Source organism: Streptomyces cyanogenus, from assembly GCF_017526105.1.
In the GTDB taxonomy this organism is placed as follows: domain Bacteria; phylum Actinomycetota; class Actinomycetes; order Streptomycetales; family Streptomycetaceae; genus Streptomyces; species Streptomyces cyanogenus.
In genome coordinates this window covers 79,145-92,657 of the sequence record NZ_CP071839.1, presented here as the reverse complement: position 1 = coordinate 92,657, position 13,513 = coordinate 79,145, and the positions used below count along the sequence as shown (strand labels likewise).

The following is a 13,513-nucleotide window of genomic DNA, read 5'->3' as shown; positions in this document are numbered from 1 at the left end:
GGAGCGGACTGGTCACAGTCCAATCCTGTGGATCTCATCGTTGGGCAGTCCGTAAGGCGCACTCCGAACCCGGCCACTGAAGGCCATCTCGGGACTGGCGGCCGAAGGCAGGCGCGGTGCTGTGGGGCGCTGATCGTCTCATTTGCTGCGCCTTTGACGCGCTTTTAGTCGCCGCACTAGAGTGAGTCCCCGATCAGATAACAGAGTCCGCTTGCAGAGGGGAGGCTGGCATGCTGCTGACAACCGGGCAGGCGGCAGACGAACTCGGCTGTGCGATCACCACCTTCCGCCGCCTCGTGCGCGCCCGCCTGCTGCCAGGCCTGTCCCGCCGTGGCGTACGCGTCATGATCCCCCTGGACACGGTCCAAGCCCTCGCCACCCGCCGACGCGCCCCGCTGGAACAATTGGACGCCACGGAGATCGCCGTGCTACGTGTCGACGCAGCCCGCCCGGCCCCCGAGCCCGACCGGCCCTGGATCGGCTTCGCCGCCACCCTCACCCCCGACGACCTGCTCAAGGCCCTGCGCGGCTGGTGGCGCTGCGACCCGGTCAGCGTCGCCGCCGGGGGAGTGCTACCCGTGACCCTGTCGGGCTACGTCGTCGCCGTCCTGACCGGCCTGCAGGCATGGGAAAAGAGTTCAACCGGCCGCCACACCTTCTCCCAGGCCCGTCTGGCCGGCTACGTCACCGACCTGGCCGCACCCCGCATCACTCTCACCTCCCGCACGGACGGCGACCAGCACCTTGCCGAGTTGCTGCTGGGCACCCGCTTGCCCTCCGACTCCGGCGGGGCGATCGCCTACATCACCACCCACACCACCGGCTGAACCGCCCCCCATAAGGAAGCCTCATGGACGCACAGAGCTACAGCGCCGCTCTCACAGAGCTGCGCACCGTGCGGGACACGATCAAGAAGGCCCGGGCGGAACTGACCAAGCTCGAGGCGGACCGGGACCAGCGGATCACCCGGCTGGCCTCCTACGACAAGGCCAAGGCAGACCGGATCGCCCCCGCCGCCGGGCTGAGCGTCGCCGACGTCGTGGCCTTGGCGCCCGCCCTGGCCCCCGACAGCCTGACCGCCGCAGCGGACGCTGCGCCGCAGCCCGGGCAGCCCGGGCAGCCCGCGCAGGCCGAGCAGACCGTGGCGCCCACCGCCGGGTCGGCCACCTCCTCGAAGACTCAGCCGCCCACCGTGATGACGCCCCCCGCAGCCGAGCCCATCGCGGCTGCCGGGATCCCGTCCCCCGAGCAGGAGCCGCGCACCCTGCCCTCGATTCCCGGGGGCGGCGCCGGAGACACCTGGCTCGCCCACACGTCCGGCCTGGCATCCACCCGGCCGAACTTCACCCAGCAGGCCCGCTCGACCGTCTTCCTGGACGCCAGCACCGGCGTCCTGGTCCACCGCCAGCAGACCCACCATCTCGACCTCGGCAACGCCACGGCTGCCGACATCCTCACCGCCGTCTTCCACACCATCCCCGAAGGCGTGGAGCGGATCTACATCACCGCTGGCGACCCCTGGCACTGCGACGCCGACCGCTACCCCTATCTGCGTGATGCCGTCGCCGCCTGGCTGAACGCCCCCATCCCGGGCTGGCGTACCGACACTGGCCGCGGCCGCGACCGCCTGGCCGGGCACTTCGTCCACGCCCGCAACCCCGTAGGCCGCTACCAGCGCGAGAACGGCGAGCAGCATGTGGAGATCCGCTCGGTGGGGGAGTGGTTCGACGCCGACGGAGACGACCCCGCCACCATCCGCGACGCCTTCGTCCTGCTGTGGCAGGCTCTGCGCCGCCACTGGCCCGACGCAGTGATCATGGGCTCGCCCTCCCAGACCGGCCGCGACCTCTGGACCCGCACCATCCCCCAACGCGGCCAATACGCGGACGGCTTCCCCGTCCTGTCCGAGGAACTGCGTGGCCTGCTGCACGCCACCGCGGGCCAGGGCCGTAACGAACTCATCACCCCGCCCCGCGTCCCCGACGAGCTGCCCCGGCTCGTCGAGTACGACCGCACCTTCGCCTACGCCAAGCACACCTGGAAGTCCCCGGTCGGCACCCCCCGCCGCATCACCGCCGCCACCTTCGCCGCCTGGTCGGAGAAGGAACAGATGCGCGCCCTGTACGGGTGCGGGCACTGGCAGGTCCGCGTGACCGTCCCCGACACCTGGAACCACGTCGGCCTGCTGCCCGCCCCCGCCCCCGGCGACCGCGCCTGGCACTACCCGGCCACACCTGGAACCACCTTCACCACCTGGGCCGGCGGCCCCGAGATCCACACCGCCCTGACCAACCCCATCCAGCCGTGGAAGATCGACATCCTCGACGGCATCCTGTGGGAGGACGGCAAACCTCTCGACGACTGGGCCAAGAAACTCAAAGAGACCTGGACCAACCTCTCCGCCCAGGCCCAATTCCACGGCGACCCCCAGCAGGCGAGGGCCGCGCACCTCGCCTCCCGAGCCGTACGTTCCATCCTGCTCTACGGCATCGGCGCCTTCGCCCAGCGCCCCCGCATGGTCACCGGCACCACCCCCCGCAGCATGGAACGTGACGTGCCCGCGGACGCCGAAATCATCGCCTTCGACGACGAACACATCACCTGGCAAAAGCCCACCGGCTTCGCCCGCGACCCCAACGCCCATCCCGAATGGGCAGCCGCCATCTGGTCGGGCGCCCGCGCCGCCCTGCTCACCCAACGCCACCGCGACGACAACACCCATGCCGGTGCCCTCCATACCCCGCCTGGCACCGTCGTCGCTTTCCGTACCGACGCCCTCTACCTCACCGAGCCCCAGAACTGGCCCTACCATCACCAGCCCGGCGACTACCTCCTGCGCGGCCACCTCACCGGCCCCATGCCCGCCCCCACCACCGAGGACGAACTCCTCGCTCTGCGTGACGCCGGACGTGCCCACCTCGCCCGCAGCGCCCAGGAGGCCTGATGCCGCCCCGCTCACGCCGACACCGACGCCCAGACCAGCGGCAGCCGAACGAGGCCGCGCAGCTCGCCGACCGGCTCCAGAGGGCCGGCTTCACCAAACGAGACATCGCACGGATCATCAACCGCGATCCGTCCCTGGTCTCGCAGTTCTACACCAAAGGCAAAGGCGCTGCCTTCGTCCCGGCTCTCCGCGAAGTCCTCGCAGCGGTCGAGACTGCAGGCATCACCGACCTGCCCGAGCTCGCCGCCATTGCCGGCCGCCGCATCACCCGCCGCACCACAGCCTCCGGTACCCGTGCCCGGGTGCGTACCAAGGCCGTTCTGATCACTCCGACCGGCACGGGGACCGGCCGCGTCGGCGCACAGGCCATCGCCTCCGGCTCCGCCCGCCTGCGCCCCCTGATCGCCGAAGCCGCCCGCCGCGGTCTGCGCCTGGCGTTCACCGTCCGCCTCGCCAAAACCGGCTACCTGCACCCGTCCGGGAGCCGCGTCGACTCACCCGGTGTCCGCCGTGGCGTCATCCAACGCGCCGACCACACCGAGGAACGCTCCTACGGCTCCGCCCAGACCGGCGGCTTCGAGGCGGCCGACTTCGCCCGCCGAGTCGATGCCGCGGGCGGTGACGTCACGACAGCCATCCACCAGTGGCTGGCCGAGACCGGTCGCATCCAGCCGGACGCGCGCATCCTCCACCTCGAAATCCGTACCTGGCAGCCGTCAGCCTCCAGATGATCCCGGACCCCGCTGACCGCAACGCCCCTAGCCAGCCCCCGCCCAGCTCAGCCGGGGACCATACGAAGGCAGCCGGAATCCGAGCAGGCGGCACCCTGTCGCGGACAGAAGACTGCAGCACTCAGGCAAACTCACCTCCGCGCCAGGTGAGGGGCCTCGACGCCCGTCGTAGGGTGCGGCTATGACCGGACACGCCCCTGGAGGCCCCGCCTCGATCGCCCTCGCCGTTCGAGGAGACGGCCGAGCCGCAGCAGCCCTGGGAGCCCTTGCGCTCAGCGGCGATCTCCGCAACGCCCCGATGCCTCTGCCTTTGGCTGCGGCCATCGACGAGCACGGCGGCCGTGTGCCGCTGCCCTACGGCCAAGGCCAGTGCCGCATCGCCAGGACCGGAGAAACGATCACCGGGATGCTGTATGCCACTCCGCCCATCCGCTGGCTCCAGGAACATCCGCCGACTCAGCGCAAAAGCCTGGTCCATGCGCTCGTGGAGATCGAGCTTCTCGCCGTCGCGGAGCCGTACCGCAGGCACGGCATCGGTACGGCTCTGCTGGAGAAAACCGAGCACGCAGCACGCGCTGAAGGCACCCGCCTGGCTCTCGCCAAGGTCCGCATCGGCGCCTTCCCAGTCATGCGCTGGTATCGCGGCCGCGGTTACACCGTCGCAGGCCAGGGCGAACCCGTTGTCATCCGCACGCGCCGCGACGGATTCACCTCCTGCGACGATGGATCCAACGGTTACCAACTCGCCGTCGAAGCGCTCCAATCCCGGGAATCAGTTCGCCGCCATGCCAGGGGAACTGACACGATGCTTATCGTCGAGCACGCCTGAGCACACAGGCTTCGCGGTCCGCCGCCTGTCTCTGTGCGGCACAAGCCCACTGCCACGGCTTGTGGGCAGTGACGCGGCCGCCCGCCCTACACCTCTGTCCACTTGCGGGCTCGATCGTTTTCACCGCCGGCCACGCAAGATCACTGCGTACGCCTCGATGAGCCGAGTTGTTCAGGTGCGCCTGCGCGCTGAAACGTTGCCGCTGCTCGCAGGGGTGGAAGGCGCGCGCCCGAAGCCCACTTTCGGGGGACACCGCACAACCGCCAAGGCGGCTACGATCCTCCCAACCCACCCCCCATGCAATTGCATATGGGATTGCACTTCCCACGGTTCGGCAATGCAGCGGCCCGTGGGCGGGGCCTTCGGGCGCTCGCTCGGTGGGAGAAGACGTCGACCGAGACGGGAAGGTGACAGCAGTGCAGTACCGCAACGGAGTGCCAGCCCACGAAATCCTGGGTGTGACATGGTTCAAGAGCAGTCTCAGCAGTGCACAGGGCGGTAACTGCGTCGAAGTGGCGGCTCTGCCCGGCGGAGGGGCGGTCATGCGTAACTCGCGGGATCCGCAGGGGCCGGCGCTGGTGTACACGGCCGAGGAGATGGACGCGTTCCTGGCGGGCGTGAAGGCAGGCGAGTTCGACCGTCTGACCGGCTGAGTGCTCTGACGGCAACCGTCGGACATGCAGAGTCCAAGTCTGCAAAACTGACCCCTGGGTCAAAGGCTGTCTCGCAGGGGGGCGTGCATGTCCGACGGTTCTGCGGCGCGGGAAGCAAGCACTGAGCCTGCCGTCGTACCGATCGCGGGGCACAGCGCCCGGCCGGAGATCGCGGCTCGTCTGCTCGGTGAGGCGTTGCGGCAGGCCCGCACGGAACGCAATCTGACGTTGCGCGACGCCGCTGCGGTGATTCGCGGATCGGTGTCCAAAGTCAGCCGTCTGGAACGGGGAGAGAGCCCGCCGCGGGACCGGGACGTCAGGGACCTGGTTGCCTTCTACCAGCTCTCAAGTGAGCAGTCCCACGAGATCGAGGGACTGTTGCAGCAGGCCAAGGACAACGTCTGGTGGCAGAAGTACGGTGATGTCACTCCCAACTGGCTCAAGCGCCTGATCGGACTCGAAGCCGGAGCCACCCGAATCACCTGCTATGAAAACCACGTCGTCCCCGGACTGCTGCAGACGCCCGGCTACATGCGTGCCCTCGTCTCCAACGGCCTGCCGGGCGCCAGCCCTGAGGAGATCAAGCGGCGGGTCGACCTGCGCTGCGACCGCCAGCGGATCCTTTGGACCGCCCGCCGTCCCAGCGTTGTCGCGATGCTCGAAGAGGCCATCCTGCTACGGCCGGTGGGCGGGGCCTCCGTGATGTGCGAGCAGCTCGACCACCTCATCGAGCTCTCCGAGCGCGACGGAATCAACATCAGGATCGTCCCGTTCGAGCGCAGCGCCAGCGTTGCCCCCAGTTACCCCATCACGCATCTGACGTTCGGCGATGGGGGGCCGTCCGAGCTGGTTTATGTCGAACTCATCGACAGCGCGATGTATCTCAGCCGGGCCGCTGAAGTCGAGCAGTACCGGCACGTGCTCCTCAACCTTCTCAAGGTCTCGGAGCGGATGAGGGACAGCCGTGATCGGTTGATGGCGGCGCGAGACCGCTACGCGGCCCTCGCTGGCGACCTCGCGCCGTAGACCGAATCCGGACTCATCACAGCCGGGCGACGCCGCCCCACTCCGCCCATTCCTCGCCCTGGGAGCGGGCCACACCGTCGCCGGAGTGCCACTGTGTGACATCGACCAGCCCCGGTTCGAGGATGTCCCAATCGCCGAAGAAGGCCCGGACTTCGTGTTGTTCCCGCACACGGCCCCAGTGGCCGCGTGTGGCGGCTTGCATCAGTTCGGTGACCTGCCGGCGCACGTCGGCGCGGTGGCTGACGAGCTGGCAGACCACCAGGAAACTGCCGGGTGCCAGGTACTCGGCCACACGGCGCACCAGTTCACCGGGACGGTCCTCGTCGGGCAGGCAATGCAGTACGGACACGAACAGGGCAGCGACGGGCTGAGTGAAGTCGATCAGCTGCCGCACCTCGGGATGCCGCATGATGTGGTCGGTGTGGCGCATGTCGGCATTGAGGACGAGGGTGTTGTCGTTCTCCTCCAGGGCGGCGCGGCCATGCGCGAGGACGCTGGGGTCATTGTCGATGTAGACGACCCGGGCCTGCGGGTCGGTCCGCTGTGCGATCTGGTGGACGTTGTCTTGTGTGGGCAGTCCCGATCCGTGATCGATGAACTGGCGGATTCCGTAGTCCTGTGCCAGCACTCTGACCACTCTTTGCAGAAAAGCGCGGTTGTTGCGCGCCAGCAGCTTGCTGCTCGGTGCGATCTGAAGAAGCTTCTCGCACTCCCGCCGGTCGGCGGCATAGTTCTCCACACCGCCCAGGAGCCAGTCGTACATCCGCGCCACGCTTGGCGTGCTCACGTCAATACCGGCGTTTTCTGGTTTTCCCGTCACTAACGCCACGTACGCCCCCAGGTGTCTGTCTCGGTGAATCACCCATGGTAGGGGGGCAGATGATGGCATCCAAGCGCGAGGCAGGTAAACACCGGATGGAACGAAATTGGCTGACGCGCAGACCAGAAAATGCGCCGGTGCACCCTGGAGCGCACCGGACGGCTCAAGGACATGCCGACCGCTTCCAGGCAATGATCACCAGTCCGGCTGCCGCACTCAGGACGCGTCCAGCGTGGTGCCCCGGCACCCGGCACACCCCAGATACCTGCTGGAGGCAGACCCGTGCAGGTCGACGGCCGCCTGGCACGCTGCCTGCCACAACGGCTGGAAGTCCTCGACCCGCCCGCTCAGAGCGCGCACCAGGCGCGCGGTGGCCGGCCATGGCGGAGCGTGCTGGCCGACCAGCACCCGGTCGAGACACTCAGGCGGCAACAGCGCCTGCGTGCTGAGCTGAGGCAGCCCGGGAGAGCCAGCCGACACGTACAAGCCGCGCAGCGCGGCGGCCAGATAGCCGGCTGCCCCCTCGACCGGCAGGCCCGCAGGCCGCACCGAGCCGGATGCGCTCTCCCACAGCACCCGCAGATCCTCGGGCCGGCCGCCGAACACACTCGCCAGCGTAAACACCTCCGGCCAGGCGGGCAGACAGCTGCCCTCCAGCACCTGAGCAAGATAAGGCAGGGAAACCCCCGCTCGCTCCGCGGCCTCATCGACCAGCACGCCCGAGCTCACCTGCAAAAACGCCAGCGCGTCCGCAAGGCGCTGCTGTGCCCTTCTGCGATCACACGACGGCAGTGCGGGGAACAGCGCCCTGAGGGCTGCCTCGTCCCACTGTGCCCTGGCCTGCGCCGCTGTCGTGCCGGCAGCGGCTGCCACCTCATCCCAGCCGGTGCCGGACTGCCGGGCTTCATGCACCGCCGCAGCCGCGAACCGCTCGGCCTGCCGCAGGAGATGCTCGACGAGATCGAACCGAGCGCGCAGCGGCAGCCGCAGCCGCTCCGCCGTAACAAGCCGTCCGGCCAGGGCCGACAGATCGCGTGCCGCACGCATCCCGCTGGGGATGGACAGGGGCAGATCCCGCTGGGCGGCCCTGACCCGCCGGGCCCGGCTGCGGCAGACGGGGTCGCAGTAGTCCCGCCGCCGCCCGCGGCCCTCCCGCAGGTCGAGAGGGCGCCCGCAAAAACCGCAGTGCTTACGTTGAACTGGCGTCCGCATGCTGATCGCTCTGCTCCTGTGCAATGACGTCGGATACCCGGGCAGTGCTTGCGGCGCAGACCCGGAGGTCCGCGCCGCAAGCACGGTGCGTAAAACCCGGAGCCGGGGGCTCACGCAGGCGGCGTCAGAACCGCAGACGCAGGTAGCGGACGTGCAAGCAAGCCGTCAGACCGATGGCCGCCCACATCTGCCACTCCACACCCCAGTCCCGAACCGGCGCTGTGACCACGATGATCACGATGACGACGTACAGCCGCAGGTACACCTCCAGGGCGCTCACGCAGGCGTTTCCTGGAATACGAGGGCGCGAAATGGTATTTTCGCGTCGCGGGGACGCGCACTGCAGCACCCCGTAAAGACGGACAATCATATGGTTAGCGACCTTTCTTGTGGTTGTCCGCGCCAGGGCCCTGGAGGTGTTGCACCACCACCAGGGCCCGCCCGTATGCGGGTGGCCGGTACAGGAAGATACCCGTTCATCCTCCCCTTCGTCACGGCAACTTATCAGTCCGCCGGGTTCCCGAGATGGGAAACGAAGCTGTCAAGAAACCCGTTCGGTGGGTCGATTCTCCGCTCTCAAGAAAAGCAGTCCGGCCCTGCCCTGAAGGCGGTCGCTAACCGCTCATTTATGTAATCGATCGTGCAGTTCATGAAAATAATCGATCAATGCTGGACTTCAGGCACACGAGGTGTTCCGGATCAGCCGTCATCAAGACCTCACCCCTGTTCCCTCGGTCGAGTGACATCGCATGGACCGGAGGATGTCCCTCCGTTCATCTGCACGTGCAGATGCAAAAAATGGAGGCTCCGTGACACGTCCATCCGTGACGCCGGACTCTGGTTGCCCCGGGTAACTCCCAGCTCCGAGCGTCGCACACCTCGGATCCACGCGGCCGCGTACCCCCGACGCAAATCAGGAGCCCACAACCCTCGTTCTGATGCATTCGAGCCGAACTGGCACACCTACGGGCAGCGATCGCCACAATGGGACAGCACTGAACGGGCGGACGACGACGCGTCGGCCCTCAAGGGCAGCTAGCACCAACCGGGGGAGTGCATGCCACCACGCAGAATCACAGAGCCCGAAGCCGTCCGAGAGTTCCTGGCACGCGGTGCGCGTCCCCTCGAAGCCTTCCCCGGGACACAACTCCCCTGGCGGTGCGAGTGCCTGCACTGCGGCCAGGTCAACGCCCCGCGGTACAACGACGTCGTCAACAAGGGCACCGGCGTCTGCCGGGGCAAGTGCCGCTCGCGTAAACTCGCCGACAAGCTCATGCTGGACGGCACCAAGGCCGCAGCCACAATGGAACAACACGGCTGGTTGCCACTGGAACCCTACCCAGGAGCAGCCAAGGCCTGGCGGTCGCGGTGCGCCCAGTGCGCCGCCGTCAAGACCAAACGCCTCACACACGTCCGCAACGGACGGGCCCGGTGTAGTAACTGCGGAGGCCGCAGCCTAAGCGCCGCCACAGCCACTGCGACCATGTTGGCAGCAGGTCTTGAACCGCTGACCCCCTATCCCGGCCAGCAACTACGCCCCTGGCTTGTCAGATGCGTCAACTGCGGCCATCACAGCACCCCGACACTCGCCTTTGTCCGCGTGCACGGACACCAGTGCTGGGCATGCCGTGCCACTCAGTTCCCCACCCGCGGCGGCCTCGACGAGGAGCAAGCCGTCGCCTGCATGCTTTCCCAGGGCCTCTCCCCGCTCGACCCCTACCCCGGACGGGCTGATGCGCCCTGGAAGAGCCGGTGCATTACCTGTGACAGCGACTCGGCGCCTGTTCCCGAAGCCCTGCCCGGCCACCATCAAGGTTGCCCGGTCTGCGCGCAACAGGGCATCAGCCCTGTAGAACCCGGCGACTTCTACCTCGTGGTCCACGACGACTCCCGCACCCTAGGCTGGGGGGTGACTCAGACCGGTCGACGTCATCTGCACCCCACCCGTCGCGCATGGCGCCCACTAGCTCGCTGGCGGTTTTCCGCAGCGCAGGATGCGTGGGCCTTCGGCCGCTACCTCAAACAGCAGATACGCAGTAACGGCTGCCCTCCGGTCCCGTGCGCAGACACAGCCCACGACCAGGCCTGGCCGCAGACCGTCTCCCTCGATGACATCTCCAGTGCACGCGTCCTCCACATGATTGAAGAGGTCGCTGGGCCCGCGTCCTGACACCGCCGCAGGCGAAGCGGCAATCCACAGGCGACAGCAGCACCCAACCCTTGCCCGACCTTGCCCCTCAGACACTGTCAGGCGGCAGACGCAGCGCTCGAGGAAAGGGGCGATTACGCGGAACTCCGAAGACCATGCAAAGCGGCCATCGACGGCAAAGCGCTATGCTGGCCGTCATTCGACAGCGCCGGACGGCGCCTCGGCCTCACGCAATGCAGACGGCTCTGTCGCGCCAAGGCCGGTGTAGAAGACGGCACTGCCCTGCTTGGTGCGCTGAACCCTGCTGCGGGCCACGAGATTTTCCAAAGTGGTGCGCACAACCTTCGTCTGAATGTCCCGGTTGGGGTGCCCCTGGCTGAGCGCGGCGGCAATCTCCGCCGCTGAACGCGGCTCGCTCTGACCGGCCAGGTGCTGGTCGATGAGCGTGACCAGGGAGGGCCGCGCCGACTTGACGGCCGGCTCTCCGGCTGCCGCCTTCTTGCGCGGCCGCTTCACGTTCTTGGGAGGCGCAGCCGCACCCTTGCGGGCCTGCCGACGTCCGCCGGAGGCAGCAGAAGCCTTCTTTCGGGGCGAAGGAACGGCCGAGACAACCGGTGCAGGGATTCCGTCTGCGCCGCCGGCCGGTGCCCCGAGCGCCTGCCGCATGGCTTCGAGAACCGTGTGGTCGTGCTGCAGGGCAGCCAACTGCTGCTGCAACGCGGCGATCTCCGCCGTGATGCGTTCCTGTTCCTTGGTGTTGCGTTCGAGGTCGCCAGTCACCTGGTTGAAGTACTGCGACGTCAACTCCGTGCCATTCACAGTGCCTTCGGACATCTCGTGCTCCTCTACTGCCCGCTCCGTCAGATTCCGGTGGAGAAGAATCGAGCCAGAAGGCCATTTCCGATCGACCGGGGGAGAGGCGATGATACGGGCGCCATACCCTTCGCCGCTATGAGACGTATGTCTGGCGGGCGCCGCTGCTCGCTGTCAGTCCTGCCATGCCACCGGTACGGTGGTCATGCGACGGCAGCCGCCAGAACACCTCGTTGCTGGCCCGGTCGTGGTGCCAGGCCGTCAGTGCGTGGAGGGCGACCAGCCGGTCGAGGAGTTCCGCAGTCTGCTGAGGCGTGTGCCCTCCCAGTCGGGTCAGCGCCGCCATATCGGTGTGCGCGGTGCCCTTGCTGGTGTGCACGGCAAGAACGAGAGCGCTCAGGTGAAGCGCGGCAGGAGCGGCGACAGGAAGGGATGGAGGAGCCGGATGCAGAGCCCAATGGGCGGCCCGACACCGTGCGGGCCGGCCCGGGACCTGTTCTCGCACGGTGGCATCAAGAAGGCGCACCGACACCGGTGTGGCCCTCAGATCAGGCGGCCGAAGCCACAGTCCGTGGGCCAGCTCCTCCCACACCTCCCTGCGTCCGCATAGACGCATGCTGCGCAACAGGCCTGCGGGTAGACGGACATACCCGCGGCTGTCGGCGCGCAGAGCGCACTGCACAGCGAGCAGGCGTGCGGCCGGTGATGTGAACCGCGGCAGGGCAGTGGCGAGGTAGGTGAGTGTCTCCCTGACTCGCGTTCGCTCTTCAGATCCGCCGAGGAGAGCACCGGGGGTAGGTGCGGACGGTGCGCAGGCTTGTGGCCTACCGAACCGTGTTTCCGGGACGACGGCGCTGTGGTGTGTCACCGCCGCGCACGCAGCACAAGTGTCGGCCAGGCGCCAGGTACGGCCGCTCGGGTCGCACGTGAGGACAAGTAACACCGGACCGGCACAGCCTCGATGGCGGGGATGCCACCGGCACTCCCGCATCCCGCACTGGCAGGTACGCAGATGCTCCGGCAGCACATCCGCCCGCGCATGACGGGCCAGATGGGCCAAGGCGGCGGACCGGGCAGACGCAGCCTCGAACCGAGACGCAGGCGCGGTGCAGTGCGCGCACACGAGGTCGGGCCGGCCTGCCCGTGAACGCAGTTCCACCGTCCAGATCCGTCGTGCTGCGACTCCGACGAGCCTCATCAGTCGGCTGTCCTCCTGTCTGTCCGTGCCGCAGAGCCAAACCGCCTGCTGGCGGGCGTGCCGGAACGGACGGTAGTGCAGAACTCTGCACTACCACCCGCCGCGGAAATAGTGCAGAAGTCTGCACTGACAGGGCAGAGTCCTGCACCGTCGGATGGTGGGATGACGATCTTCCCGCCCGACCCCAACCTCACCGCCCTGCGAGTCGAACTTGCACGGCTGCGGGGCGAGCGCGGATGGACCTTCGACGAGCTGGCCGAACGCAGCGGCCTGGCCCGGCGAACCCTCATCGACCTTGAACACGGCCGCACCACCGGCAGTGTCACCACCTGGCACGCCCTCGCTCATGCCTTCGGCGTCCCCATCGAGCGCTTCCTCGTCTCCTTGTGTGACGGCCACTCGGCCCCCGGCGCCGCACAGCCTTGACCCGGCACGGCCGCGGACTGCTTCCACCGCCCGAGAGAATCACTCACATAGGCGAGAGGGCATCGAACGACAGAGCGACGCACCGGTCACGCGTACCCGCCGGCTGGGCTGATCGCATGACATCGACGAAAGCCGCCCCTACCGACCGGCGCGCTACCTGGCACCCTCGCCGCCATGCGCCCCCACAGCCCCCACCGAGAACGTCACTGGGACGGCAGCCCCCGCTACCTGCCTCCCCGCCGCTCTCTGCAAATCGCCGCAAACAGCGCGAGCCGCCTTCTCCGCGCGGGGCAAACCGGCCGCTGCCGCCACTGCGGCAACCGCATCGACTGGTACCCGCGCTCCGACGGCCGACCCATCGCCCTGCATCCCGCAGAAGTGGCCACCCCTGACGTCTCCGCGGACTGCCACTGGCATCTCAGCAGCGGCGTCGCCTACCCCCACGACGACGGCAGCGGATGGTGCCGCATCCCGCACGCCGTCCTCTGCCCTCAACAGCCCACACACTCCCAAGGCACAAGCGCCCGTCTCGCATCACTGCGTCGCGAGCTCAGCCTGCGTTCCCGACGCATGATCAACGTCGGCGCTTTCACCCCAGCACCCTCCTCGCCAGCCCCTGCGGCCCCGGGCGGAAACGAGAAGCGACCCACCCGGCCTGTCGTCCGGATCCTCCTCGTCAATTACCTGGCCGAAGGCCCCCTCGAGAGCATCC

12 protein-coding genes and 1 pseudogene are annotated in these 13,513 nt (G+C 68.2%); 8 read left to right on the top strand and 5 right to left on the bottom strand.

Annotation, left to right across the window (positions count from 1 at the left end; genetic code table 11):
- The first annotated feature begins 230 nt into the window (after positions 1-230).
- The 6 genes from S1361_RS00335 (at position 231) to S1361_RS00310 (ending at position 6,183) form a co-directional block, all read left to right on the top strand.
- On the top strand, positions 231-827 hold the full coding sequence (locus S1361_RS00335; protein ID WP_208029874.1) for a helix-turn-helix domain-containing protein: 597 nt from the start codon (positions 231-233) through the stop codon (positions 825-827).
- A 23-nt stretch (positions 828-850) separates the two neighbouring features.
- Positions 851-2,944, top strand: a complete 2,094-nt coding sequence (locus tag S1361_RS00330; RefSeq protein WP_208029873.1) for a coiled-coil domain-containing protein — start codon at positions 851-853, stop codon at positions 2,942-2,944.
- The gene (locus tag S1361_RS00325; protein ID WP_208029872.1) at positions 2,944-3,675 is read left to right on the top strand and encodes a helix-turn-helix domain containing protein; all 732 of its coding nucleotides are present in this window, start codon (positions 2,944-2,946) and stop codon (positions 3,673-3,675) included. The genes S1361_RS00330 and S1361_RS00325 overlap by 1 nt, the downstream gene beginning before the upstream one ends.
- 181 nt (positions 3,676-3,856) lie before the next feature.
- Positions 3,857-4,504 (top strand): GNAT family N-acetyltransferase, encoded by a 648-nt coding sequence (locus tag S1361_RS00320; RefSeq protein ID WP_208029871.1) that lies wholly within the window; start codon positions 3,857-3,859, stop codon positions 4,502-4,504.
- Positions 4,505-4,920: 416 nt separating this feature from the next.
- Positions 4,921-5,157 (top strand): DUF397 domain-containing protein, encoded by a 237-nt coding sequence (locus S1361_RS00315; RefSeq protein WP_208029870.1) that lies wholly within the window; start codon positions 4,921-4,923, stop codon positions 5,155-5,157.
- A gap of 87 nt (positions 5,158-5,244) precedes the next feature.
- Positions 5,245-6,183 carry a helix-turn-helix domain-containing protein gene (locus S1361_RS00310; RefSeq protein ID WP_208029869.1) on the top strand — a complete coding sequence of 313 codons (939 nt, stop codon included), beginning with the start codon at positions 5,245-5,247 and terminating at the stop codon, positions 6,181-6,183.
- A gap of 16 nt (positions 6,184-6,199) precedes the next feature.
- Here the strand turns inward: S1361_RS00310 and S1361_RS00305 are convergent, their stop codons facing one another.
- The 5 genes from S1361_RS00305 to S1361_RS38725 all read right to left on the bottom strand — a co-directional run bounded on the left by S1361_RS00305 (position 6,200) and on the right by S1361_RS38725 (position 11,556).
- Positions 6,200-7,012 carry an SAM-dependent methyltransferase gene (locus S1361_RS00305; RefSeq protein ID WP_243768984.1) on the bottom strand — a complete coding sequence of 271 codons (813 nt, stop codon included), beginning with the start codon at positions 7,010-7,012 and terminating at the stop codon, positions 6,200-6,202.
- A gap of 207 nt (positions 7,013-7,219) precedes the next feature.
- On the bottom strand, positions 7,220-8,050 hold the full coding sequence (locus S1361_RS00300) for a hypothetical protein (protein ID WP_208029867.1): 831 nt from the start codon (positions 8,048-8,050) through the stop codon (positions 7,220-7,222).
- 289 nt (positions 8,051-8,339) lie between these two features.
- Positions 8,340-8,495, bottom strand: coding sequence for a hypothetical protein (locus S1361_RS00295; protein ID WP_208029866.1), 156 nt, complete (start codon positions 8,493-8,495; stop codon positions 8,340-8,342).
- Positions 8,496-10,559: 2,064 nt separating this feature from the next.
- Positions 10,560-11,198 carry a hypothetical protein gene (locus S1361_RS00290; RefSeq protein WP_208029865.1) on the bottom strand — a complete coding sequence of 213 codons (639 nt, stop codon included), beginning with the start codon at positions 11,196-11,198 and terminating at the stop codon, positions 10,560-10,562.
- A 115-nt stretch (positions 11,199-11,313) separates the two neighbouring features.
- Positions 11,314-11,556, bottom strand: a complete 243-nt coding sequence (locus S1361_RS38725) for a hypothetical protein (RefSeq protein ID WP_243768974.1) — start codon at positions 11,554-11,556, stop codon at positions 11,314-11,316.
- Between the two features lie 981 nt (positions 11,557-12,537).
- Here S1361_RS38725 and S1361_RS00280 point away from each other — a divergent pair.
- Together S1361_RS00280 and S1361_RS40000 are read left to right on the top strand one after the other, a co-directional pair.
- A complete protein-coding gene (locus S1361_RS00280) occupies positions 12,538-12,801 on the top strand; it encodes a helix-turn-helix transcriptional regulator (protein WP_208029864.1) in 264 nt (87 codons plus the stop codon).
- 174 nt (positions 12,802-12,975) lie between these two features.
- A pseudogene (locus S1361_RS40000) lies at positions 12,976-13,365 on the top strand (DUF6083 domain-containing protein); the annotation flags it as partial.
- Positions 13,366-13,513 lie beyond the last annotated feature (148 nt).

Bases quoted from the DNA above. Each gene is read 5' to 3' on its own strand.
- S1361_RS00300 (WP_208029867.1), bottom strand. From the start codon at position 8,050: ATGCGTGCGGCACGCGATCTGTCGGCCCTGGCCGGACGGCTTGTTACG.
- S1361_RS00335 (WP_208029874.1), top strand. From the start codon at position 231: ATGCTGCTGACAACCGGGCAGGCGGCAGACGAACTCGGCTGTGCGATC.
- S1361_RS00310 (WP_208029869.1), top strand. From the start codon at position 5,245: ATGTCCGACGGTTCTGCGGCGCGGGAAGCAAGCACTGAGCCTGCCGTC.
- S1361_RS00290 (WP_208029865.1), bottom strand. From the start codon at position 11,198: ATGTCCGAAGGCACTGTGAATGGCACGGAGTTGACGTCGCAGTACTTC.
- S1361_RS00330 (WP_208029873.1), top strand. From the start codon at position 851: ATGGACGCACAGAGCTACAGCGCCGCTCTCACAGAGCTGCGCACCGTG.
- S1361_RS00325 (WP_208029872.1), top strand. From the start codon at position 2,944: ATGCCGCCCCGCTCACGCCGACACCGACGCCCAGACCAGCGGCAGCCG.
- S1361_RS00320 (WP_208029871.1), top strand. From the start codon at position 3,857: ATGACCGGACACGCCCCTGGAGGCCCCGCCTCGATCGCCCTCGCCGTT.
- S1361_RS00280 (WP_208029864.1), top strand. From the start codon at position 12,538: ATGACGATCTTCCCGCCCGACCCCAACCTCACCGCCCTGCGAGTCGAA.